The following is a 24059-nucleotide window of genomic DNA, read 5'->3' on the forward strand; positions in this document are numbered from 1 at the left end:
GCGGCGCTCGAACCGGTCACCGCCCTCATGGTGAGGAGGCGCGCAAGCGCCGTCTCGAACCATGAGCAGAACAGCCCTCGCCCTTCGAGACGCCCGGCTTCGCCCTTCGGGCTACGCCGGGCTCCTCAGGGTGAGGGTGCTGGTTGCTACTTCTTCACCAACGGGCAGCGCGATTCCGACAGCGGCTGGAACGCCTGGTCGCCGGGGACGGTGGCGAGCAGCTTGTAGTAATCCCAGCGACCCTTGGACTCCGACGGCTTCTTCACCTCGAACAGATACATGTCGTGGACCATGCGGCCGTCCTCGCGGATCTTGCCGTTCCGGGCGAAGAAATCGTTGACCGGCATTTCCTTCATCTTCATCATCACCGCGGCGGCGTCGGTGGTGCCCGCCGCCTTGACGGCCTGCAGATAGTGCATCGTCTCGGAGTACAGCCCCGCCTGCGCCGAGGTCGGCACCCGCTTGGTGCGTTCCATGAAGCGCTTCGAGAAGGCGCGGGTGTCGTCGTTGAGATCCCAGTAGAACGCGCCGGCGATCAGCAGGCCCTGCGCGGTCTCCAGCCCGATGCTGTCGATGTCGGTGATGAAGGCGAGCAGCGGCAGGATCTTCTGGCCGCCCTTGCGGGTGATGCCGAATTCGGCCGCCTGCTTGATCGCGTTGATGGTGTCGCCGCCGGCATTGGCGAGCCCGATCACCTTGGCGTTCGAGCTCTGCGCCTGCAGCAGGAAGGACGAGAAGTCCGAGGTGTTGATCGGATGCTTGACGCCGCCGAGCACCTTGCCGCCGGAGGCCTTGACGACGTTGGCGGTGTCGCGCTCGAGGTCCTGACCGAAGGCATAGTCCGCGGACAGGAAGAACCAGGTGTCGAGGCCCTGCTTGACCGAGGCGAGGCCGGAGACGTTGGCCTGCGCGAAAGTGTCGTAGGAATAGTGGATGGTGTAGGGACCGCACGCCTCGTTGGACAGACGCACCGAACCCGGCCCGGAATACATGATGATCTTGTTACGCGCCTTGGCGATTTCGCCGGCGGCGAGCGCGGTGGCGGAGGCGGCGACGTCGATGATCGCCTCGACGCCCTGATTGTCCAGCATGTCGCGCGCGATGCTGGAGGCGAGGTCGGCCTTGTTGAGATGGTCGGCGGCGATGATCTCGATCTTGCGGCCGAGCACGGTGCCGCCGAAATCCTCCGCCGCCATCTTCGCCGCGGTCTCGCTGCCGGTGCCGGTGATGTCGGCGTAGAGGCCGGACATGTCGAGGATCGCGCCGAGCTTCAGCGGCGGCTGCGATTGCGCCTGCGCGGCCGAGATCGCGGCGATCGACAGACAAGCGAGTAGTGTGGTGCGGATTGGTCTCACGTGGTCCTCCCTGACCGGCGCCGGTTTCGTCGCGGCGCTTCTGGTCGTGGTGCGATCATGCCGCATCGCTTGCGCAGCGGCAAGCGCGCGCGATTTCCGCTCGATGGAATGCACTTGCGTGATCGCAACACGCTTAGTAAGCGGATGGCCGCGATCGTCCGCGACGCGCGCTGTGGCGGGGTCGTAACGACGCTGCCTGCGAGTCCACGCAATGATGGCGATGACGAAGACAGCGCACCGGCGAAAACGATGCATCGCGCTGATCGGATGCGTCGCGATGATCGCCTGCGCGACGCCTGGCATCGAGGGCGTTGCTCTGGCCGGTTGCCTGACTCTCCCCGAGCAAGGCGAAGCCGTCGTGGCGGCGATCGAGGATGGCCGCACGCTCCGGCTGCAGGACGGCCGCGAAATCCGACTGGCCGGCATCGAGATCGATCCGTCGCGGCAGGCCGAGGCGAAGGCCACGCTGGCGTCGCTCGCGCGCGGCCGTCGTGTCGCGCTGCGCGGCGTCGACGATGCGCCGGATCGCTACGGCCGGCAGCCGGCCTTCGTGCTCGCCGAGGGAGAGACGCAGCCGCTGCAGCGCCTGCTGCTCGACGCCGGCGACGCGATGGTCGGGCTCGGGATCGCGGACGACGACTGCCGCTCCGAGCTAGTGGCCGCGGAGGCGACGGCGCGAGTCGCGCGGCGCGGGCTCTGGGTCGATCCGGCAGCCCTCAAAAACGCCGGAAATCCCGGCGATATCATGTCCCGAGTCGGGCGATTCTCGGTGATCGAAGGCAGGATTTTGTCGGTCCGGGAAACCGGCGGCACGGTCTATCTGAACTTCGGCCGGCGCTGGACTCGGGACTTTGCGGTGACTATTTCAAGGCGCATATTGGGGTCTTTCGAGGCGGCGGGCATTGCGCCCAAGTCCTTGGAGAAAAAGCGAATCCGGGTGCGGGGCTGGGTCGAAGGGCGGGCCGGCCCACAGATCCGAATTCGCGAGGTGGGACAGATCGAGATGCCAGGCGCGCGATAGGGCCTGGAGAGAGCCAGCACGTGATCGGATCCGAGGGACGGCGCAGCATCTGGACAAGCCGCCGCTGGTTGGCCGTGCCTGTTCTGGCCGGCGCGCTGGCGCTGGCCGGCTGCGGCGATTTTCGCCGCTTCGAGACCGCGTCGATCCCCTCCAGCACGCCGGCGGCGAAGCCGGCGCGTCCGGCCGCCCAATCGCCGGCCGCCGAGCGCGAACACGAGCGCATCCTCGCCACCTATGGCGGCGCCTATGACGATCCGAGGCTGGAAGCGCTGATCACCGCGACGGTCGACCGTCTGGTGGCGGCGTCGGATCGACCCGACCTCACCTACAAGGTGACGATCCTGAATTCCGGCGCGGTCAACGCCTTCGCGCTGCCGACCGGTCAGCTCTACGTCACGCGGGGGCTGGTGGCGCTCGCCAGCGACACCTCGGAATTGTCTTCGGTGCTGTCGCACGAGATGGCGCATGTGCTGGCCAAGCACGCCGCGATCCGCGAGGACCAGGCGCGCCAGGCCGCGCTGGTCACCCGCGTGGTCACCGACATGGGCACCGATCCGGAAATGACCGCGCTGGCGCTGGCCAAGACCAAGCTGTCGATGGCGAGCTTCTCGCGGCAGCAGGAGCTCGAGGCCGACGGCATCGGCGTCGGCATTTCGGCGCGCGCCCAGTTCGATCCGTTCGGCGCCTCGCGCTTCCTCACCGCGATGGAGCGCAACGCCGCGCTGAAGGCCAGCCGCGGCGATCCGCGCTCGCAGGACTTCCTCGCGTCGCATCCGGCGACGCCCGAGCGGGTGCGCAACGCGCAGAACAACGCTCGGCAATACGCCTCGCCGGAACAGACCGCCAAGGGCGAGCGCGACCGCGAGACCTATCTCAACGCGATCGACAACATCGTCTATGGCGAGGACCCGAGCGAGGGCTTCGTCCGCGGCCGCCGCTTCCTGCATCCCAAGCTCGGCTTCACCTTCCAGGTGCCGGAGAGCTTCACGCTCGACAACACTGCGCAGGCGGTGATCGGCGTTCGCGAGGGCGGCAGCCAGGCGATGCGGTTCGACGTGGTGCGGGTGCCGGCCGAACAGTCGCTCGGCGACTATCTCAATTCGGGCTGGATGGAGAACGTCGACAAGAGTTCGACCGAGGAACTGAGCATCAACGGATTTCCGACCGCCTCGGTCGCCGCCCGCGGCGATCAATGGCAGTTCAAGGTCTACGCGCTGCGATTCGGCAGCGACGTCTATCGCTTCATCTTCGCGACCCGGGCGAAATCGGCCGAGAGCGAGCGCAATTCGCGCGACACCGTGAATTCGTTCCGACGGCTGACGCTCGACGAGATCCAGGCGGCGCGGCCGCTGCGGATCAAGGTGATCACCGTGCAACCCGGCGACACGGTGGAATCGCTCTCGCAACGGATGTCCGGCGTCGACCGCCCGCTCGACCGCTTTCGGGTGCTCAACGGGCTCGACGCCAACGCCACCGTGAAGCCGCGCGAGCTGGTCAAGATCGTGGTGGACTGACCACGCATCGTCGGCGGTGCCGATCGACGCCTGGACGAAGGTCTCATCGCAGATCGTTCGCGCTCAAGCATTTCTGACGACCCGTATCTCTTGCTACAGGCACAGCCTCATGGTGAGGAGGCGCGAAGCGCCGTCTCGAACCATGCGCCGCCGGCATTCATCTGTCGCCCCATCCTTCGAGACGCCCGGCTTCGCCGGGCTCCTCAGGATGAGGGGCAGTGCATCTGGCAAGGACCAGATCGCTTCAATCAATGGATAGACGCGTAGCTCGACAACAGCCTGGCCCGACAAAAAAGGCCCGGCTTGCGCCGGGCCTGATCTGTTCGCGGGAGACGTTGCGGCTCAGGCGGCTTCGTCGGTGACCGCGTCGTCGGTGTCAGCGTCGGCATCGCCATCGCCATCGCCATCGGCGTCCGCCTCGGCCTTGGCGCCGCGGCGCGGGCTCTTGGCGAGCTGGCCTTCGACTTCCTTGACGGCTTCGGTCTCGGTGACCTGCTGGACCACCGCGATTTCGCGCGACAGCCGGTCGAGCGCCGCTTCATAGAGCTGGCGTTCGCTGTAGGACTGCTCGGGCTGCGAGTCGGAACGGAACAGGTCGCGGACCACTTCGGCGATCGCGACGATGTCGCCGGAGTTGATCTTCGCTTCGTATTCCTGGGCGCGGCGCGACCACATCGTCCGCTTGACGCGGGCGCGGCCCTTCAGCGTTTCCAGCGCCTTCTTCACCAGCGCCGGGTCGGACAGCTTGCGCATCCCGACATTGGCGACCTTGGCGGTGGGCACCCGTAACGTCATCTTGTCCTTGATGAAGTTGATGACGAACAGTTCGAGCTTGGCGCCCGCAATCTCCTGCTCCTCGATCGCCAGAATCTGGCCGACGCCATGGGCCGGATAGACCACGAACTCGCTGGCCTTGAAGCCCTGACGCTGGGTCACGACCTTCTTCGGCTCCTCCACCTTCGCAGGCGCAGCCGGCTTGACCTCGGGCTTCGCGGCAGCCTTCGGCGGCGCTACCGGGGCCTTGGCGGCGGGCTTGACGGTCGACTTGGCGGCAGCCGCCTTGGGAGCGGGCGCCGCGGCAGCAGTTTTCGCAGTCTTGGTTGGCATTGCACTTCTTTTGTTTTTCGAGGACTTGAGAGCTGCCGTCTTGGAGGCCGAAGCCTTCGCGGCGGAACCCTTTGCGGTGGTCGTCTTCGCAGTCGCCTTGCCGGCGCTCGCCTTTGCAGGGGTAGCCCTGGAGACAGAGGCCTTTGAAGCAGAGGCCTTTGAAGCAGAGGCCTTTGAAGCAGAGGCCTTCGAAGCAGGGGCCTTGGTAGCGGTGGCTTTCGACGCAGTGGACTTGGCGGCAACGGCCTTGGCGGCGACGGACTTGGCAGCAACGGACTTGGCAGCAACGGCCTTCGAAGCAGGGGACTTGACGGTCCGGGTGTCTTTGGCAGACGTACTGGATCGGTTGGTCGCGCTGCGGCCGGCCGCAGCGCCACGCTTGGCACCCTTGGACGAGACACTCATTTTACGCGTTTTCTGTGACACAGCCTGCGCGTGGAACTGCCACGCCCCTGTTCGTTGTTTTTGACGGGATCCCTTCCCGGCCGCAAAACGGCATGCCGAGTGTGTAGAATGTGCCAAATATAGCACATTTCCCGCAAAAATCAATGATTTATGACGAATCCGGCCGGATCCTCGCGGATGCCGGGTCGACTCATCATCAACAGGGTTAAGCCGGGTGTGGAAAACTGCGCCCCGGTATCATTTTACGACCCGCGCTCGACCTCAGTCGCCGGTGCCCGGCTCCGCCGAGAAGAACTTGTCGAACTTCCCTTCCATGCCGTCGAACTGCTTGGCGTCGTCGGGCGATTCTTTCTTCTGGGTCAGATTGGGCCAGGTCTTGGCGTATTCCGAATTCAGTTCGAGCCACTTCTCGAGCCCCGGCTCGGTGTCCGGCTTGATCGCATCGGCCGGGCATTCGGGTTCGCACACGCCGCAATCGATGCATTCGTCCGGATGGATGACCAGCATGTTGTCGCCCTCGTAGAAGCAATCGACGGGGCAAACCTCAACGCAATCGGTGTATTTGCACTTGATGCAGTTTTCAGTGACGACATAAGTCATCCGAAGGCTCCGGAACGGTTCTAATTTTGAGTGTTTGCGTACCGCAGGAGTTCTACAGCCGCAAGTGAAGATGCCTATTCCCGGGGCACCTCGAGATCGGCATAAAGTCCAGTAACCGAGGCGGCATCGCCGCGACGTTCCGCAAACCCAATCACCTTCAGAACCCGCACGCCACGATCCAGCGCAATCGTGACGACGTCGCCGGCCTTGATTCCATGTCCGGGCGACTTCTCCCGCACGCCGTTGACGCGGACATGGCCGCCTTCGACCAAGGCCGCCGCGGTGCTGCGGGCACGCACGATCCGCGCATGCCAGAGCCATTTATCGAGTCGCTGGCGCTCCACACATCACCATGGAATCCGCCGCGCGGGCCGCGCAGCCACGCTTACTCCTTGCGGGCGGCGGAGAGTTGCTCCTTCAGCGCCGCGAGCTTGGCGAACGGTGAGTTCGGATCGATCGGCCGATCGCGTTCGCGCGGCGGCGCGCTGGAATGCACCTGCCGATGCGAACCGCCGCCCTGATTGTCGCGGCCGCCCTTCGGCCCGCCCTTGAACTTGTCCTGCTTGTCGCCACGCCCCTTGAAACGCTCACGCGGCGGACGGCCTTCGCCGGCGGCCTGAGCCGGCGCACCCTCGCCCTCGCGACGATCGCGACGGAAATCGCCACCGCCCTTGCGGTCGCCACGCCGGCCACCGCCGGGACGATCGCGCTTCGCCTCACCGGCCTCGCCTTCCGCCGGAGCGGCAGCCTGGCCGCCCTGCTGCGGACGATGGCGCTGGCGATTACGATCGGGACGGGCCCGATGCTCGTCCGAACGCCCACCCGGGCGCCAGACTTCGACCATCTCGGGCTCGGCGGGCGCGGCCGTTTCGGCAGCGACGGCAGCGCTCCCGGCGGGAGCCTCGTCAGCCGCGGCGGATTCGGTCGCGGGGGCGTCCGATTCGGCTGCTTCTCGCGGCGCTGCGTCAGCCGTTGGTTCAGCCGATTGCTCCGCCGATCCTTCAGCCGATTCCTGGGGCGCGACGGGTTCTTGCGGCGTATCGGCCGCAGCAGACTCGGCTGCCGATTCAGCAACGGGCTCGGATGGCTCGGCCACCGGGGACTGCTCGGCCACCGGCGACTCGGCCGACTCGGCGACCGGCTCCGATGCCGGCTCGCTGACGGCCGCGTCCTGATCGGAGGTCTGATCCGCGACCTCGGCGACGTCACCTGCCTCGGCCGTCGCCGCCGGTTCGAACGCAATCGCGCCGGCCAGAATGGCGTGGTCTTCGGCCGACAGCCCGGTGTCGCCGGCCCCATCGGCGGCAGCCGCAGCCTCCGGCGCCGTCTCCGTGACCGTCTCTGCGGCTTTGGGCTGCGGCGGCGGGGCCGGCCGCTTCTCCATCCGGTAGCCGAGCGCGCGCAGGATCGAGGCGAAATCTTCGCCGGCCGAGCCGGTGAGCGATGTCATCGCCTGCGTCACCACGAAGCTGCGGCCGTCGAACGCACCCGCGGGCTTTTCGCCCGAGGTGCCTTCGCGCCAGGCCAGCGCCGGGCGGATCAGATCGGCGAGCCGTTCGAGGATATCGACCCGCACCGCGCGTTCGCCGCACAGCCGGTAACCCAGCACACGATAGGCGTCGCGATCGAGCGCCTTGTCGACCGGGAAGGACGTGCGCCCGCTGCTGGCGAGATGCTGCGCGCCGGACAGCGCCGACATGTCGACATTGTCGAGCTTCTGCGCCCACAGCAGCGAGGCGAGCGCGCGCGCCGCCGGCTTCAGCAGCGACGGGACGTAGATGTGATAGGCGCCGAACCGCACGCCGTATTTGCGCAAGGTGGCGCGCGACGGCTGGTCGAGATCCTTCATCTCGGCGGCGATCTTGGCGCGCTCGATCACGCCGAGCGATTCGATGAGCTGGAAGGCGATGCCGCGGCCGATGCCGGTGATGTCCTCGGCCTTGCCCAGTTCGAACAGCGGCCCGAGGATCTTCTCGATGTGGGTCTTGAGCCAGAGGTCGAGCCGGGTCTGCACTGCTTCGCGCGGCGCGCCGGCCAGACGATCGTCGGCGATGATGCGCAGCCGCGGCCGCAGCACGTCGTCGGCGCCGACCAGCCGCGCCACCGCGTCGCCGGTCCAGCGCACCGTGCCGTCCGAGGTCAGCACGAATTGCTCGTCGGGCGCGCTGGAGAGCTTCTCGGCGCGCTGTTCGATCTCGCCGGCCAGAGCCTTCTGCGCGGTCGCCTGCAAGGCCTTCGCGTCGGATCCCGCTTCGGCGGCGTCGGGCGCGAATGTGAAGCCGTCGAGACGACCGATCACATGCCCTTCGACGATCACCTCGCCGGTCTTCCCAATTTCCGTATTCAGCATCGTGTTTTCCCGCAGGCGGCGCATCAATACACTGGTCCGACGATCTACGAAACGCTCCGTGAGGCGTTCGTGCAACGCATCAGACAATTTATTTTCGATGTCGCGCGAAATGCCTTGCCAGTGTTCAGGATCGGCCAGCCAGTCGGCACGGTTGGCGACGAAAGTCCATGTCCGGATCTGCGCGATCCGTGCCGACAAGGTGTCGATGCCGCCGTCGGTCCGGTCGGCCTGCTCGACCTGCGCGGCGAACCAGCTATCCGGAATCCGGCCTTTCTGCATCAAGAACCGATACAGCGTCGTCACCAGTTCGGCATGGGCCGCCGGAGCGATCTTGCGATAGTCCGGAACCTGACAGACGTCCCATAGCCGCTCCACGGCGGCTGCGCCATGCGCCATCTCGCGCACCTCGGCGTCGCGGGCGGCGTGGTCGAGCACCCGGACGTCCTCGGCCACCGGCGCGCGGGTCAGCGCTTCGTGCCGCGGCGTCTCGGCCAGCGACACCTGCAGCGCGGCGACCGAGGCGAAATCCAGCGTGGAATTCCGCCATTGCAGCGTCTTCACCGTATCAAAGGTGTGGTTCTGCAAGGCATTGACCAGTTCGGGCTCGAACGGCGCGCAGCGCCCGGTGGTGCCGAAGGTGCCGTCGCGGGTGGCACGGCCGGCGCGGCCGGCGATCTGGGCGAATTCCGACGGATTGAGCCGGCGAAACTGATAGCCGTCGAACTTGCGGTCCGACGCAAAGGCGACGTGATCGACGTCGAGATTGAGCCCCATGCCGATCGCGTCGGTGGCGACCAGATAATCGACGTCGCCGGATTGAAACATCGCGACCTGGGCGTTGCGGGTGCGTGGCGACAGCGAACCCAGCACCACCGCGGCGCCGCCGTGCTGACGCTTGATCAGCTCGGCGATGGCGTAGACCTCGTCGGCCGAGAACGCCACGATCGCGGTGCGGCGCGGCTGCCGCGTCAGCTTGCGGTCGCCGGCGAATTCGAGCTGCGACAGCCGCGGCCGGGTGACGATGCTGGCGCCCGGCAGCAGCCGCTCGATGATCGGCCGCATCGTCGCGGCGCCGAGCAGCAGCGTCTCGTCGCGGCCGCGCCGGCGCAGCAGGCGGTCGGTGAAGACGTGGCCGCGCTCCAGATCGGCGGCGATCTGGACCTCGTCCACCGCGAGAAACGAGACGTCGAGATCGCGCGGCATCGCCTCGACGGTCGACACCCAGAACCGCGCCTTCGGCGGCTTGATCTTCTCCTCGCCGGTCACCAGCGCCACCGCGTCCGGCCCGACCCGATCGACGATCTTGTTATAGACCTCCCGCGCCAGCAGCCGCAGCGGCAGACCGATCAGCCCGGACGGATGCGCCACCATCCGTTCGATCGCCAGATGGGTCTTGCCGGTGTTGGTCGGGCCGAGCACCGCGGTGACGCCAGCGCCGGGTGCGCGATCATTGGTAAACGGCGCATTGGTAAACGGCGCGGAGAACGAGTGAGGCATATCGACTGGATTTCTGCGTCGCCGCGGTCAGATGTGTGTCACGTTGCGACGCCGCGGCGCACGCTGGTTAAGGTGTGGAACGAGTCCGGAACGAAACGCGGCCGAATCGGCAGACTCGCCGAGTCCCACAACGTTCGGTCGCAACATCTCGCGTTAGGCTGGACCTCCGCCACAAGATCAGGGGCAATCCGGAAGATCAACATACCGATCGACGGTCATGATCCCCGCTGCCATGCGTTCCGTGATTCCGCAGTGAGTCAACAGGATTCGACTCGGGAGTCGCTCGACCGCGCCACAGCCGCCGGAGGCACTATTGCGTCCGCGAGGCGGATTTGGGCGGAGTCGCCGTGGTGACGAACTGGGTCGCCTGCAGCACCGCATTGCCGAGCGGGGTCGGAATCTTCAGGCGGAACGGCACCAGCACCCGCGTCCCCGCGATCGGCGCCAGCCAGACTTCCATGTTGCGCTGCTCGGTCAGGTATTTGATCGCAGCGCGATCCGGGATGTAGCCGGACACCGGGGTGAAGTAGATTCCACAAACCAGCACGGCGCCCTGATAGCCTTTTTCGGCCTTCACCATTTCGGTGCGCTTGTACTCCAGCCGCAGATCGTAGCGCATCCGGCCGTCGAAGATCGGCGTCGAGATCCGGCACGAATCGGGAGCCATCAGATCGCCGGTGCCGGGCACGCGGAGAAACGATCCGGTCATCGGATCGACCACGCCGCGGCGATGCGCGTCGGTGACCGGGATGCGGTCGGCATCCGGCGGCTGCTCCGGCTCGATCGAGGAGTCCTTGACGTTGCCGTTCGCCAGCGTGATCCGGATGGTCTCGATCTTCTTGGCGCTGGTCGTGGTCGCCTTGTAATTCATCGGCGCGAACTGGCCGTTGACGATGCGCCCCTGCGCCTCTCCGCTGCCGCTGCCGCGCGAAAACGCCTGCAGCACGCCCGACGTCGCGCCGTTGGCGGCGGCGGCGTAACCGTCGTCGGTGATCTCGATGACCCAGGCGCCCTTGCCGACCTCGATGCCGGCGAGCGTGGCCTCGTACCGGGCGTCGAGTTTGCCCTGGGCCGCGGCGGGGCTCGACTCCGCCAGCCCGATCGCCAAAAGGCCCGCCAGCAGACTTGCCGGCAGCCGGGGCCGCAGCAGGGGAGCGATGGCGGTCCGACGAGTTGCGAAGCTGACGGGAATGTTCACCAAGGGGGTCCTGCCTGCGGGCGCGCCATTCAACCGATCTTGAAACCAACCGATCTTGAAACCGAGCTCGCAACCGATCCTGTCGAAAACCGCGAACCGATCCGAACCAACCGTTTCGGAACCGAATGAGTCGTTTATATGGTTGTAGATCGTTGCCGGGACATGGCAAATCAAGGCTCGGCGCCGGGCTCGAGAGTTCCATTCGCGCGCCAAAATCGACCGCAGAGGCGGCGCCAGCTTGACGCTGGACGCGCGTCCGCCTATACGTCCGCGGTTCCTGAAATGGACGTCGATAGACCCCCCGCGCCTGCCCGTGGGCTGGCGGGGATGACAGAGGATTTCCGCCATGTCCCGGCGCTGCGAACTGACCGCCAAGGGTGTCCAGACCGGCCACAAGGTCAGCCACTCGAATATCAAGACCAAGCGGCGCTTTCTGCCCAATCTGGTCAACGTCACCTTCCTGTCCGACGCGCTCGGCCGCCCGGTGCGGCTGCGGGTGTCGACCAACGCGCTGAAGAGCGTCGATCATCGCGGCGGCCTCGATGCCTACCTGCTCAAGGCCAGCATCGCCGAGCTGTCGCCGAAAGCGGCCGAGCTGAAGCGCGCGATCGCCAAGAAGAAACAGGGCGAGCCGGCTGCAGCCGCGAGCTGATCGGCCGCTGTTTTAGCATTCCGAAATGTCCGGACGGCCGGGTTCGAAAGACCCGGCTGTTTTCGCATGCGTGGATGTCGTCGCGCCGGTGGCCGGAGCCGGCGGCCGGCCGCACGCTGCCGACGGACGCTCGATGCCTCCTCTCGGGTCCGGTTTCGCCCTGGATTGTCCGTGGGTCCATCCTTAGACGAATCTCGTAGTTTACCGAGGTGACGTATCGGCCGGACACACGCACAAGCTGTCAAGCTGTCGACCAGCCAACCTGTCGGACCGTATATACCGTACATCATGTCCCCGAGGCCGCGCCCGATCTGGTTTGACGGCGGCGGCGATGACCCCCCGCATCGCAGAGGTCGCGATGAAGCTCTCGACCCGCCTGACGCTGGCGATGGTGGCGCTGGTCCTGGTGACCACGGCGGTACTCGGCTTCCTGAACTACCGCAGCATCGTCGAAATGGTCATGCCGCGCGCATTGCTGCAGTTGCAGACGCGCTCGCAGCTCCATGCGCTGCTGATGGATGCGTATCTGCGCGGCACGCGCGCGGACGCGGTCAGTGCGCAGGCCTCCGCCGCCCTCCGCGACTTGCTCGCCAATCGCGGCCGCACCAGCGACGGCTCCGGCGAGGCGCCACCGGACTGGCGCCGACGAATCGAGGATCGCTTCGCGGCAGAACTGGTCGGAAAGCCGAATTGCGACATCCTGCGCATCCTCGGGACCGATGACGGCGGCCGCGAGCTGGTGCGGGTCGACCGCCTGGGCCCGAACGGCACGATCCGCGCGACGCCGGCGTCGCAGCTGACACGCCGCGGCGACCGCGACTATTTCAAGGAAGGCATGGCGCTGCCGCCGCGCGAGTTAGCGATCTCCCGAATCGAACTGAACAAGACGGCGACGGGGCTGGAAATCCCCTACGTTCCTACCGTGCGCACGATGGCGCCGATCGACGCGGCCGACGGCACGCGGCTCGGCGTGCTGGTGATCAACACCAATCTGACCGCGCTGTTCGAGCGGGTCCGGAACAGCGTCACCAACGGCAACCTGATCTACATCGTCAACGACGCCGGCGATTATCTGCTGCATCCCGACCGATCGCGCGAATTCGGATTCGATCTCGGCAAGCCCAGCCGCGTGCAGGACGATTTCCCGGCGTTCGCGGCATTGCTCGACGGCCAGGATACGACCCCGCGCGTGGTCGAGGATCGCACCGGGCAGCGTTTCGGTGCCGGCTGGGGCTGGGTACGTCTCGCCGACGGTCCGAAGATCGGCGTGATCGAGATGCGGCCGCATCAATCTCTGACCTCGGTGCAAACGGCGGTCCGCAATTCGACGCTGGCAGGCGGCGCGGTCGCCGTGCTGGCGGCGATGCTGATGGCGTTTCCACTGGCGAAGTCGCTGACCCGACCGCTGGTCCGGATCACCCGCTCGGTTCAGGCTTTCGCGCGCGGCGAGAAGTTCGAACTCGCGCCCGGCGGGGGTCAGGAAATCAAGCTGCTGGCCGAAGCCTTCGAGCAGATGACCAACGAAGCCGAGCGCAAGGCGATCGCCTTTGCGGAGGAGGCGGAAGAACGCAGCCGCCTCGCCGGGGTCCTGCAGAACACCATCGACAACATGGTCGACCCGGTGCTGGTCGCGGACGCGCGCGGCATGGTGATGCTCACCAACCCCGCCGCGCGTCAGATGTTCGGGACGCTGTCCGGCGTCGGGCTGCTCAATACGACCCGCACGTTCGAACGCTACTTTCCCGACGGCAAGCCGCTGCCGCCGGACCAGTCCCCGCTGTTGCGGGCCTATCGCGGCGAGACCATCGTCGATTTCGAGTTCGTCGTGCAGCCGAGCAAATCGAGCCGCCGATCCTACCTGATCGCGAACGGCCGGCCCTTGCGCAGCGAGACCGGCGACATCCAGGGCGCGGTGATGGTGTATCACGACATCACCCAGACCAAGAAGGCCGAGGAGGCGCTGCGCCGCAGCGAGCAGATGGCGCGGGCGATCGTCGACACCGCGCTCGACGCCTTCGTGCAGATCGACGCGCTCGCGACGATCACCGAGTGGAGCCCGCACGCCGAGGAGATGTTCGGCTGGCCGCGCACCGAGGCGATCGGCAGCAACGTCTTCGAACTGATCATTCCGCCCGACCAGTTCGACCAGCGGACCGAGGAGTTCCGGCGGTTCGCGTCGACGCTCGGCCGCGACAGCTCCGGCTTCCGCGTCGAGATCGAAGCGATCCGCAAGGACGGCACGCCGATCCCGATCGAGGTCGCGATGACCGCTTTGTATCGCGACGGCAGCTTCGTCATCAACGCATTCCTGCGCGACCTGACCTCGAAGATCGCCTTCGAGGAGCAGCTCCGCCAGTCGCAGAAGATGGAGTCGATCGGGCAACTCACCGGCGGCATCGCGCACGACTTCAACAACATGCTGACGGTGATCACCGGCACCATCGACATCATCAGCGACGGCGTCGCCGACCAGCCGCATCTGGCCAACATCGCCAAGCTGATCAGCGAGGCGGCCGATCGCGGCGCGGAGCTGACGCGGCTCCTGCTCGCCTTCGCCCGCAAGCAACCGCTGCGGCCGGACGACACCGACGTCAACGCGCTGGTCGCCGGGCTGCAGAGCCTGCTTCGGCCGACGCTCGGCGAACAGATCGAAGTGGAGACCGCGCTCGCGAGCAACGTCTGGCCGATCTACGTCGATCGCGGCCAACTCGAATCCGCGCTGGTCAATCTCGCGGTCAACGCCCGGGATGCGATGACGAACGGCGGCAAGCTGACGCTGGAGACCTGCAACATCGTCGTCGACCAGGAGTTCGCCAAGCGGCTGGGCAATGTCGAGATCGGCTCCTACGTGATGATCGCCATCACCGATTCGGGCTGCGGCATTCCCGAGGCGATCCGCAGCAAGGTGTTCGATCCGTTCTTCACCACCAAGGACGTCGGAAAAGGCACCGGGCTCGGGCTGAGCATGGTGTACGGCTTCATCAAACAATCCGGCGGCCACATCACGCTGTACAGCGAGGAAGGCCTCGGCACCACGTTCCGGCTGTATCTGCCGCGCGCCACCGCCGACGTCGAACGCGAGGCGCCGGCGATCGCGGAGCAGGGCGCGATCGGCGGCACCGAAACCATCCTGGTCGTCGAGGACGACGCCATGGTGCGCAGCTATGTCAACGCCCAGCTCAAGAGTCTCGGCTACACCACCCTGTCGGTCGGCAACGCCACGGCGGCGCTGTCGATCGGCGACAGCGGCACGCGATTCGACCTGCTGTTCACCGACGTGGTGATGCCGGGCCCCTACAACGGCGTGCAGTTGGCGGCGGAGATGGCCCGGCGGCGGCCCGGGCTGAAAGTGCTGTTCACCTCCGGCTATTCGGAGAACGCGCTGATCCACAACGACCGGATCGATTCCGACATCCTGCTGCTGTCGAAGCCGTATCGGCGGACCGATCTCGCGCGCATGATCCGCCTCGCGCTGAGTTCGACCGGCGAATCCGACTCCGGCGGCAAGGCGGCCGCGGAAACCGGCACGGCCTCCGGTGACGCGGTTCGGGCGACGAACTGACCGGGGCGGCGAATCCTCAATCGTCCACGAGGACGAACTGCAGCAGCAGCGTCCGCTGCAGCATCGAGAAATTGTCGTCCGACACCATCGTCAGCACGGTGTCGCCGGCGGCGTCGAGATGGACGTCGATGCCCTCCATGTTGTCGATCTCGTGGCCGAGATCGGCGTTGAACAGCACCGGGCCGTCGACGATCGCGCCCGGCGTCAGCGCCGACAGCTCGATTCTCCGAATCCGGATGTGCCCGCCCTGAATCCAGGAGAATTTGCGCTCGAGGATCAGCAATTGGCCGGACGGCAGCAGCGCCGCGTCGCTGACGTCGAAATCATCGCTGCGGCGGACCGCGAATTGTCCCGGCGCCCTGCCCCCGATCAGGAAGCCGACGATGTTACGATCGGCATCGAGGCCGCGCTCGGAGATCGCGATCAGCGTGCCGGCGAGCGGCAGGCCCTTCGGCACCGCCACAAGCGACTCGATTCCCTTGTTGTTCGGCAGTTTGCGCAAGCCCGGCGGCACCGCGATCGGCTGGCCCAAAGCGCGGACGCCGTCGCGGCCGAAATCGAATTTCAGGATCTGATTGACGCGCTCGTAGCCGACAAAAGCGGTGCCGCCGTCGAAAGCGAGCGCTTCGCTGTCGTACCATTTGCGCTTCGTCAGCGGCTGGCCGTCGGACCCGAGCAGCGGCGCAGCCTCGACGTCGGCGACGCCGGTCATCTCCGCACCGTTGTACGCGATGCGCCCCGTGAACCAGAGGCCGCGATCGCTGATCGCCACGAAGCGCTCGCCCTTCGGATCCAGCCGCAGCGCCGACAGGCCGCCGAAACCGCGAAACGGCGAGGTCAGCATCAGTCCGCTGCGAAACTGCAGCGCGCCGAACCGTCGATGGGCGCGGTCGCGCAGGTCGAACGAATCGATCGGCCGCGCCCGCACCGCGATGCGTTCGGGGGCGGGGATGGAAAAGGCATCGAGCTCGGCCTTGGTCGACTGCGCCAAAGCGGGATGCGCGGAGAAGACCTGCACAGACGCCAAACCGCCGAGTGCGAGACTGCCTGCGATAAAGCTGCGGCGCGTCGTCTCCCCTCCCCCTTGCGGGGAGGGAGCCTGCCCCGGACTTGATCCGGGGTCGGGGGTAGGGGCCGACAAGGATAGCGTCTCGCTTGGGGCACCCCCCACCCCGACCCTCCCCCGCAAGGGGGGAGGGAGCGCGCGATCCCCAGGGGGAGCGCCGTGCTCCACCAACTCGGCAGATGGAGCGTTCAGCCGTGTCATCACGCTTCGCGCGCGGTCACGAATGCAGCCGGCGACGGCGTCCCGGTGCGGGCGCGTCCGCGGTTTCGCTGAACAGTTCGGCGAGCTTCTCGGTGATCGCGCCGCCGAGCTCTTCGGCGTCGACGATCGTCACCGCGCGGCGATAATAGCGCGTCACGTCGTGGCCGATGCCGATCGCGATCAGTTCGACCGGGGAGCGGGTCTCGATTTCCTCGATGATGTGGCGCAGATGCCGTTCCAGATAGTTGCCGGGATTGACCGACAGCGTGGAGTCGTCGACCGGCGCGCCGTCCGAAATCATCATCAGGATCTTGCGCTGTTCGGAGCGGCCGAGCAGCCGCTTGTGCGCCCAGTCCAGCGCCTCGCCATCGATGTTCTCCTTCAGCAGCCCCTCGCGCATCATCAGCCCGAGATTCTTGCGGGCCCGACGCCACGGCGCGTCGGCGGATTTGTAGATGATGTGGCGCAGATCGTTGAGCCGGCCCGGCGACGCCGGCTTGCCGGCGGCGAGCCACGCCTCGCGCGACTGCCCGCCCTTCCAGGCCCGCGTGGTGAAGCCGAGAATCTCGACCTTGACGCCGCAGCGCTCCAGCGTGCGCGCCAGAATATCCGCGCAGGTCGCCGCCACGGTGATCGGGCGGCCGCGCATCGAGCCGGAATTGTCGAGCAGCAGCGTCACCACGGTGTCGCGGAACGTGGCTTCCTTCTCGCTCATGAACGACAAGGGATGGAACGGGTCGGTAACCACGCGCGACAGCCGGGCCGGATCGAGGATGCCTTCCTCGAGGTCGAAATCCCAGGCGCGGTTCTGCTGCGCCATCAGGCGGCGCTGCAGCCGGTTGGCGAGCCGCGCGACGATGCCCTGCAGATGCGCCAGCTGCTTGTCGAGATAGCTGCGCAGCCGCTCCAGCTCGTCGTGGTCGCAAAGGTCCTCGGCGGCGACGACCTCGTCGAATTTCGGCGCGAAGGCGTGATATTCCGGCCCGCGCGGCTCGTTGGCGCCGCGATTGTTCGGCCGTGTCGCCTCGCCCGGCGTGTCGTCCTCGCCGGTTTCGGAATCGTCGAACGCATCGGAGGCCGAGGCCTGCGCGCTTTCCATCGCGCTGTCGCTGACGTCGTCGCTGGTGGCCTCCGCCTGATCGGCGCTCATCTCCTGGGCGGCTTCGCTCTCCGGCGTGCCCTCGGCGCCGGACTGATCGTTCTCGCCTTCCTGCTTGTCGTCCTGGTTCTCTTCCTCGTCCGAATCGGCATCGCGATCGTCGCCGAGTTCGAGCGCGTCGAGCAGATCGTGGATGGCGTCGCCGAACTTCGCCTGATTCTCGGCGAAGCGCTCGAGCTCGTCGAGCCGCGGCCCGATCTTGTCTTCCAGCACCGGGCGCCACAGATCGACCAGCTTCTTCGCCGCCGCCGGCGGCGCCAGCCCGGTCAGCCGCTCGCGCACCAGCATCGCCAGCGCGTCCGACAGCGGCGCGTCGGCGCGGTCGGTGATCTCGTCGAACTTGCCGCGATGGAAATGATCGTCGAGCATCGCGGTGAGGTTCTTGGCGACCCCCGCCATCCGCCGCGCGCCGAGCGCCTCGACGCGCGCCTGCTCAACGGCCTCGAACACGCCGCGCGCTTGCGGATTGCCGGGCATCAGCTTGCGATGCACTTTCGGATCGTGGCAGGCGAGCTTGAGCGCAATCGAATCCGCATGGCCGCGCACGATCGCGGCGTCGCGCTTGCTCATCTTGCGCGCCGGCTCCGGCAGCCGCGCCTTGCCGGGCGACAGCCCGGGGCGCTCGGCGGCGAAGCTGACCTCCAGCTCCGGCGCCTTGGCGATCGCCCGCAGACACGACGTCACCGCCCGCTTGAACGGCTCGGTCGGCGCTTCCTTGGATCCGGTGCGGAATTTGGTGTTGGATGTGGTCATGGGCGTTCGCTGGAGGACGGTGAATTGACGGCATCGAACTCGACCGGCCGGTTTCTGATCAGATACCAGTCGTAAGGACATTCAGGCGCGAACGTCGATTCGGGAAGATCAGTGTCGCGCATCACGTCGTAGGTCGCATATAGATAAGCATCGACGAGCGCTTCGGGAACGTTGTTCGCAAGACTTGGATTGCGGTCGAGAATCGCCGTGACCTGATCGCGATGCGCATCGATCGACAACACCATGCTGGGGGATCGTCGGTCCGGCTGAAGATCCCATTTCAGCAGATTGTAGATCAGTGCGCGCATCGCATTTTCCAGCTTGTCGTATTGCCGCCGGGCGACGCTGCGGATCTCTTCGGCGATGTTCTCGGCGTCGATCTCCGACAGCCGTCCGGCTTTCAAAAGCGCAACTTGATCCTCGATCCAGCCGTAATAGTCCGCCTCGTAGGAACGGGACGCTGCCGCAAGATCGGATTCTGCTTTCTCGCTTGTCTTCATTCGCCGCGTTCGCGCTCTCGACGAGAGGCCTCGTCGTCCCACAACACAGGCCGCATCGTGATGTCCTCCCAGCTGTAGGGACACGCGGCCGCAAAGGCCTCTTCGTCCATCAACGTCTCGCGCGCTGCTCCGCGCCTTGCGAAGCGGTAGGCATCCTTTGTCGCCTGCGGAATACGAGGCTTCAGGCTAGGGTTGTCACGTAGCACGTAGTCGATCCGATCGCGGTGCTCCCGGATCGTCGTCGCCCAGCTTCGCGAGCGGCGTTGGGGCTGATGATCCCATTTCAAGAGGTGAACGAGAACGATTCGAATGGCGCTGACCAGCTTCTCGAATTCGCTGCGTCCCAACTCGGCCAACTCCCGCGTGATATGCGAGGCATCGATCGAGCCGACCTCGTTCGCCCTCAACAGCACGACTTGATCCTCGACCCAGCCGTAGAGATCCTTTTCATAGCGTGCAGGCTCGGACGCAGTCGTGGTCGCGTCGCCTTCGGAACGGGATTTCGGGTTGGCCTTCATCGCTACCTTCTCTTCCCCGCCGCTGGCGGGGGAGTGGGTGAAGAAGACGCCTCACCCGGCCCGCTCCGCTCGCTGACCTCTCCCCGCCGGGCGGGGAGAGAAGAAGTCATCAGCTCATCGCCACATTCACCGAGCTTTCCGGCAGCTCGGCGTTGAAGCAACGCTGGTAGAACTCCGCCACCAGCGGGCGCTCCAGCTCGTCGCATTTGTTGAGGAAGGTGACGCGGAACGCGAAGCCGATGTCGCCGAAGATCTCGGCGTTCTCCGACCAGGTGATCACCGTGCGCGGGCTCATCACGGTCGACAGATCGCCATTGGCGAAGGCGTTGCGGGTGAGGTCGGCGAGCCGGACCATCTTGTTGACGATGTCGCGCCCCTCGGGGTTGCGATAGTGCTTGGCCTTGGCGAGCACGATCTCGACTTCCTCGTCGTGCGGCAGGTAGTTCAGCGTGGTGACGATCGACCAGCGGTCCATCTGGCCCTGATTGATCTGCTGCGTGCCGTGATACAGGCCCGAAGTGTCGCCGAGCCCGATGGTGTTGGCGGTCGCGAACAGCCGGAACGCCGGATGCGGCTTGATCACCTTGTTCTGGTCGAGCAGCGTCAGCCGGCCGGAGACTTCCAGCACGCGCTGGATGACGAACATCACGTCGGGGCGGCCGGCGTCGTATTCGTCGAACACCAATGCCACGTTGTGCTGCAACGCCCAGGGCAGGATGCCGTCGCGGAATTCGGTGACCTGCTTGCCGTCGCGGACCACGATCGAGTCCTTGCCGACCAGATCGATCCGGCTGATGTGGCTGTCGAGATTGACGCGGACGCAGGGCCAGTTCAGCCGGGCCGCGACCTGCTCGATATGGGTCGATTTGCCGGTGCCGTGGAAGCCCGTCACCATCACGCGGCGGTTCCGGGCGAAGCCGGCCAGAATTGCGAGTGTGGTGGCGCGGTCGAAGCGGTAGTCGCTGTCGACGTCGGGCACATGCGGATCGGCCTCGGAAAATGCGGGCACTTCGAGGTCGCTGTCGATGCCGAAGACCTGGCGGACCGACACCTTCATGTCGGGCAGGCCGGTGATCTCCTGGGCTTTGGTCGTGGCGGCGGTCATCAATCCTCCGTGGTCCCGGACGCGCCCGAAACCCGATCTATGTGGTGGATGCGGTTGAGTGCGGATTTAAACCTAGCAGACCGCCGCGATCGGCAGAAGCCCGCCGTATGATCAAAGTTCCGTCGATGTTTCATTGAGATAGGCACCGAACCCGGTTTTTGGAAGGCTGCCTTGCGAAACCGCAGGCCGTTCGGGTCGGCTTCGCCGGCGCGCGCCGCGCAACTCTTCCTGAGCCGCATTGGCGTAGACTGCCGCCACCGACACCCTCCCGCGCCTGCGAGGCCCTGCGTGAACGCCTTTCTCGATACCCTGATCGCCTTCGCCTCCGCCCATCGCGAACTGGCCTATCTGACGCTGTTCACGGCCGCGCTGCTCGAAGCGGTGCCGGTGCTGGGAACCGTAGTGCCGGGCTCGACCATCATCCTGGCGCTGAGCGCGCTGATTCCCGGCGGGCAACTCGATCTGATCGGCGTGCTCGCGGCGGCGGCGGCCGGGGCCGCGCTGGGCGACGGCGCCGCCTACTGGATCGGGCACCGCCAGCAACGGCGGATCCTGTCGGCGTGGCCGATGGCGCGCTATCCCGAACTGGTGGCGCGGGCCGAGGCGTTCTTCGTCGGATACGGCGGCTGGGCGGTGCTGTTCGCCCGGTTCGTGCCGCCGATCCGCGCCTTCGTCCCGATCACGGCCGGCGCGCTGCAGATGCAGCCGGCGCGGTTCTTCGCGATCAACATCCCGGCGATCCTGCTGTGGGCCCCGGCGCATGTGCTGCCCGGCGTGATCGCCGCGACCGCGCTGGAACAGGCGCACGGCCGATGGCACCACTGGCTGCCGGTGGTCGCGGGCGTGGCCGGCGTGGTCATTTTCGCAGGCTGGCTGCTGTGGCGGCGACGGCGGAGCGGCGTGAACCCGACGTAAGGCGCGCGGCATAGCCTCTCGAGGCCAGCGCCAGGCACAACCTCATGGTGAGGAGCGCCGCGCAGCGGCGCGTCTCGAACCATGTGCCACGCATCTCATCCTTCGAGACGCCCGGCTCCGCTCTGCGGGCAAGCATGGCTTCTCAGGATGAGGGTCGGGGAATGTTGTTGCGGGCGTTATAGGGCGGCAGAGTCGGTGCTCAGGTCCGCACCACCGTCTTCAAGTAATTATACGCCTTGATGATCTCGATCAGGCGATCCTCGGTCGAGCGGTCGCCGCCATTGGCGTCGGGATGATGCTGCTTGACCAGCGCCTTGTACTTCGCCTTGACGACCTCGAGCGTCGCGTCGCTGTCGAGCCCCATCACCTGCAGCGCCTTGCGCTCGGCGTTGAACACCTTGCGCGGTTCCGACTTGGTCTGCTCGGCGGACGGATCGGGCCCGCGCCGCCAGCGGCTGCGGCCGTTGAACTCGTTGATCACATTGAAGGGATCGGCGGCGCCCTCGAGATCCTCGGGGTTCCTGGTGCGGCTCTTGGCGCCGTTCTGGCCCATCTTCCAGGTCGGGCGATGCCCGGTCAGCGCGTCCTTCTGATAGCGCGCCACCGCGTCGGCATTCATGCCCTCGAAGAAATTGTAGCCCTGATTGTATTCGCGGACGTGATTGAGGCAGAAGTGCCAGTAATCCTTCTCCAGCCCGCGGCCCTTCGGGGCCCGATGCGCGCCGCGATTGGCGCAGCCCGGCGCGTCGCACATGATCACCTGTTCGCGCGCAGCCTCCTTCGCCGCCGCGGCCTTGGTCGGCTTGACGCGGATCTTGTCGAAGAATTTGGACGAGTCGATTGCCATGGGTGACTTTGACTACGCCTCGGCCCGAGCTTCAAGTCTTGACATTATCAGCAAGCCCCAGGTTGATGGTGAGAGCGGACGAAGCACGAGTGATCGGTCGGGCCATGGGCGTCAAGGACAGTCTCACACAGAAGTTGCGCGAAGCTTTCACCCCGGAAAGCCTCGAGGTGATCGACGAATCCAACCTTCATGAGGGGCACGCCGGCCATTCCGGCCGCAGCGAGTCGCATTTTCGGGTGAATATCGTGTCGGGCGCATTCGCCGGCAAGAGCCGGATCGACCGCCACCGCATGGTCAACGAGCTGCTGGCGGCGGAACTCGCTGGCGGCGTCCACGCGCTGGCGCTCAAGGCCAAGGCGCCGGGCGAAGCGTAAGCGGCGCCACGCGCCGGGGCTCAAGCCGCGGGACCGCTGATGCGCGCGATCTTGCCCTTCTTCTTGTCGGCGAGTTCGGCTTCCGTCTCGCGCAGGACCGGGACGATGCGGAGCGCGGTGATGCGATTGCGCTCGCGGCGCAGCACGCGGAAGCGGAAGCCGTGGAAGGTGAAACTCTGGCCGCGCTCCGGGATCGAGCGCGCCTCGTGGATCACCAGGCCGGCGATCGTGGTGGCTTCCTCGTCCGGCAGATTCCAGTCCATCGCACGGTTGAGATCGCGGATCGGCACCGAGCCGTCGACCACCACAGAGCCGTCCGGCTGGGTGCGGACGCCGGCGACCACGACGTCGTGCTCGTCGGAGATGTCGCCGACGATCTCCTCGAGGATGTCCTCGAGCGTCACCATGCCTTCGACTTCGCCGTATTCGTCGACCACCAGCGCGAAGTGAGTCTTGCGCGAGCGGAACGCCTTGAGCTGTTCCGACACCAGCCGCATCTCCGGCACGAACCACGGCGGCAGCGCGATCTTGTCGACCACGATCTTGCTGGCGTCGCCATCGGCGGCGCGCATCGCCCGCAGCAGATCCTTGGCGTGCAGCACGCCGATGATGTTCTCCGGCTTCTCGCGCCACAGCGGGATTCGCGTGTACTCGGTGGCCAGCACCTCGCGCACCAGTTCCTCCGGCGGCAGGTCGGCGTTCACCATCACCATCTCGGTGCGATGGACCATGACGTCGGAGACCTGCAGCTCGCTGAGATCGAGCAGGCCGCCGAACATGTCGCGATCGTGCTTGGCGACGCCGCCTTCGTGATGGATCAGTTCGACCGCGCCGCGCAGCCGCTCGGTCGCCGACAGCAGCGAAGGATGCGCGCCGGCCTTGATCCCGAGCAGCCGGATCAGCACGCGGACCAGCGCCTCGATCACCGTCAGCAGCGGGCCGAGCAACAGCACCATCAGCCGCATCGGCTTGGCGACCGACAGCGCGAAGCGGTCCGGCGCGTTGATGGCGACGGTTTTCGGCAGCACCTCGGCGAAGATCACCACCAGCGCCGTCATCACCGCGGTGGCGTAGAGCACGCCGAACTCGCCGAACCACGCCGTGAACAGGCCGGTCGCCAGCGCCGAGGCGCCGATGTTGAAGATGTTGTTGCCGAGCAGCAGCGCGCCGATCATCCGCTCGCGCGTCGCCAGCAGCCGGCCGACGATGCCGGCGTTGCGATTGCCCTGCTTCGCCATCCGCATCATGTTGGCGCGGGAGGCCGCGGTCAGCGCGGTCTCGCTGGCGGAGAAGAACGCCGAGCCGAACAGGCAGGCGATCACCACGCCGAACGCGAACCAGTCCATCATGTCGCGCTCGC

Annotated in this window: 19 protein-coding genes; 6 read left to right on the forward strand and 13 right to left on the reverse strand. The window is 66.4% G+C overall.

Going from position 1 to position 24059, the window contains the following annotated elements:
• Positions 1–146: 146 nt before the first annotated feature.
• Complete coding sequence (locus tag SR870_RS17580) at positions 147–1355, reverse strand: ABC transporter substrate-binding protein (protein WP_322514827.1); 1209 nt, start codon at positions 1353–1355, stop codon at positions 147–149.
• A 211-nt stretch (positions 1356–1566) separates the two neighbouring features.
• Here SR870_RS17580 and SR870_RS17585 point away from each other — a divergent pair, with 211 nt between their 5' ends.
• Both SR870_RS17585 and SR870_RS17590 read left to right on the forward strand, forming a co-directional pair.
• Positions 1567–2376 (forward strand): thermonuclease family protein, encoded by an 810-nt coding sequence (locus SR870_RS17585; protein WP_322514828.1) that lies wholly within the window; start codon positions 1567–1569, stop codon positions 2374–2376.
• Positions 2377–2396: 20 nt separating this feature from the next.
• Positions 2397–3890: a M48 family metalloprotease gene (locus SR870_RS17590; protein WP_416221090.1), complete on the forward strand. Its 1494-nt coding sequence runs from the start codon at positions 2397–2399 to the stop codon at positions 3888–3890.
• A gap of 342 nt (positions 3891–4232) precedes the next feature.
• On the opposite strand, the gene SR870_RS17595 is transcribed toward SR870_RS17590, so the two are convergent.
• The 5 genes from SR870_RS17595 to SR870_RS17620 all read right to left on the reverse strand — a co-directional run bounded on the left by SR870_RS17595 (position 4233) and on the right by SR870_RS17620 (position 11047).
• Complete coding sequence (locus tag SR870_RS17595) at positions 4233–5402, reverse strand: CarD family transcriptional regulator (RefSeq protein ID WP_416221172.1); 1170 nt, start codon at positions 5400–5402, stop codon at positions 4233–4235.
• 261 nt (positions 5403–5663) lie between these two features.
• Positions 5664–6002, reverse strand: a complete 339-nt coding sequence (fdxA, locus tag SR870_RS17605; protein ID WP_322514830.1) for a ferredoxin FdxA — start codon at positions 6000–6002, stop codon at positions 5664–5666.
• A 74-nt stretch (positions 6003–6076) separates the two neighbouring features.
• Entirely contained in the window at positions 6077–6346 is a 270-nt protein-coding gene (locus SR870_RS17610; protein WP_322514831.1) for an RNA-binding S4 domain-containing protein, read from the reverse strand.
• Positions 6347–6387: 41 nt separating this feature from the next.
• Positions 6388–9849: a helicase-related protein gene (locus tag SR870_RS17615; protein WP_322514832.1), complete on the reverse strand. Its 3462-nt coding sequence runs from the start codon at positions 9847–9849 to the stop codon at positions 6388–6390.
• A 310-nt stretch (positions 9850–10159) separates the two neighbouring features.
• Positions 10160–11047, reverse strand: coding sequence for a DUF3108 domain-containing protein (locus SR870_RS17620; RefSeq protein WP_322514833.1), 888 nt, complete (start codon positions 11045–11047; stop codon positions 10160–10162).
• 346 nt (positions 11048–11393) lie between these two features.
• On the opposite strand from SR870_RS17620, the gene rpmB reads away from it, so the two are divergent.
• Positions 11394–11699, forward strand: a complete 306-nt coding sequence (gene rpmB / locus SR870_RS17625) for a 50S ribosomal protein L28 (protein ID WP_322514834.1) — start codon at positions 11394–11396, stop codon at positions 11697–11699.
• 331 nt (positions 11700–12030) lie between these two features.
• On the forward strand, positions 12031–15261 hold the full coding sequence (locus SR870_RS17630; RefSeq protein ID WP_322514835.1) for a PAS domain S-box protein: 3231 nt from the start codon (positions 12031–12033) through the stop codon (positions 15259–15261).
• Positions 15262–15277: 16 nt separating this feature from the next.
• Here the strand turns inward: SR870_RS17630 and SR870_RS17635 are convergent, their stop codons facing one another.
• The 5 genes from SR870_RS17635 to cobS form a co-directional block, all read right to left on the reverse strand.
• Entirely contained in the window at positions 15278–16528 is a 1251-nt protein-coding gene (locus SR870_RS17635) for an esterase-like activity of phytase family protein (RefSeq protein ID WP_416221091.1), read from the reverse strand.
• 16 nt (positions 16529–16544) lie between these two features.
• Complete coding sequence (cobT, locus tag SR870_RS17640) at positions 16545–18440, reverse strand: cobaltochelatase subunit CobT (RefSeq protein ID WP_322514836.1); 1896 nt, start codon at positions 18438–18440, stop codon at positions 16545–16547.
• Positions 18437–18940, reverse strand: coding sequence for a DUF29 domain-containing protein (locus tag SR870_RS17645; RefSeq protein ID WP_322514837.1), 504 nt, complete (start codon positions 18938–18940; stop codon positions 18437–18439). Before SR870_RS17645 ends, cobT begins: the two co-directional genes overlap by 4 nt.
• Positions 18937–19458 (reverse strand): DUF29 domain-containing protein, encoded by a 522-nt coding sequence (locus SR870_RS17650; protein ID WP_322514838.1) that lies wholly within the window; start codon positions 19456–19458, stop codon positions 18937–18939. Before SR870_RS17650 ends, SR870_RS17645 begins: the two co-directional genes overlap by 4 nt.
• A 109-nt stretch (positions 19459–19567) precedes the next feature.
• Complete coding sequence (gene cobS, locus SR870_RS17655) at positions 19568–20563, reverse strand: cobaltochelatase subunit CobS (RefSeq protein WP_322514839.1); 996 nt, start codon at positions 20561–20563, stop codon at positions 19568–19570.
• A 288-nt stretch (positions 20564–20851) separates the two neighbouring features.
• Here cobS and SR870_RS17660 point away from each other — a divergent pair, with 288 nt between their 5' ends.
• Positions 20852–21478 carry a DedA family protein gene (locus tag SR870_RS17660; RefSeq protein ID WP_322514840.1) on the forward strand — a complete coding sequence of 209 codons (627 nt, stop codon included), beginning with the start codon at positions 20852–20854 and terminating at the stop codon, positions 21476–21478.
• Between the two features lie 199 nt (positions 21479–21677).
• On the opposite strand, the gene SR870_RS17665 is transcribed toward SR870_RS17660, so the two are convergent.
• Complete coding sequence (locus SR870_RS17665) at positions 21678–22325, reverse strand: J domain-containing protein (protein ID WP_322514841.1); 648 nt, start codon at positions 22323–22325, stop codon at positions 21678–21680.
• Between the two features lie 104 nt (positions 22326–22429).
• Between SR870_RS17665 and SR870_RS17670 the strand changes: the two genes are divergently transcribed.
• Positions 22430–22699, forward strand: coding sequence for a BolA family protein (locus SR870_RS17670; RefSeq protein ID WP_322518294.1), 270 nt, complete (start codon positions 22430–22432; stop codon positions 22697–22699).
• 20 nt (positions 22700–22719) lie between these two features.
• On the opposite strand, the gene SR870_RS17675 is transcribed toward SR870_RS17670, so the two are convergent.
• Positions 22720–24045 (reverse strand): HlyC/CorC family transporter, encoded by a 1326-nt coding sequence (locus tag SR870_RS17675; protein WP_322518295.1) that lies wholly within the window; start codon positions 24043–24045, stop codon positions 22720–22722.
• Between the last annotated feature and the right edge of the window lie 14 nt (positions 24046–24059).

It is taken from the genome of Rhodopseudomonas palustris, assembly GCF_034479375.1.
Classification (GTDB): Bacteria; Pseudomonadota; Alphaproteobacteria; order Rhizobiales; family Xanthobacteraceae; genus Rhodopseudomonas; species Rhodopseudomonas palustris_M.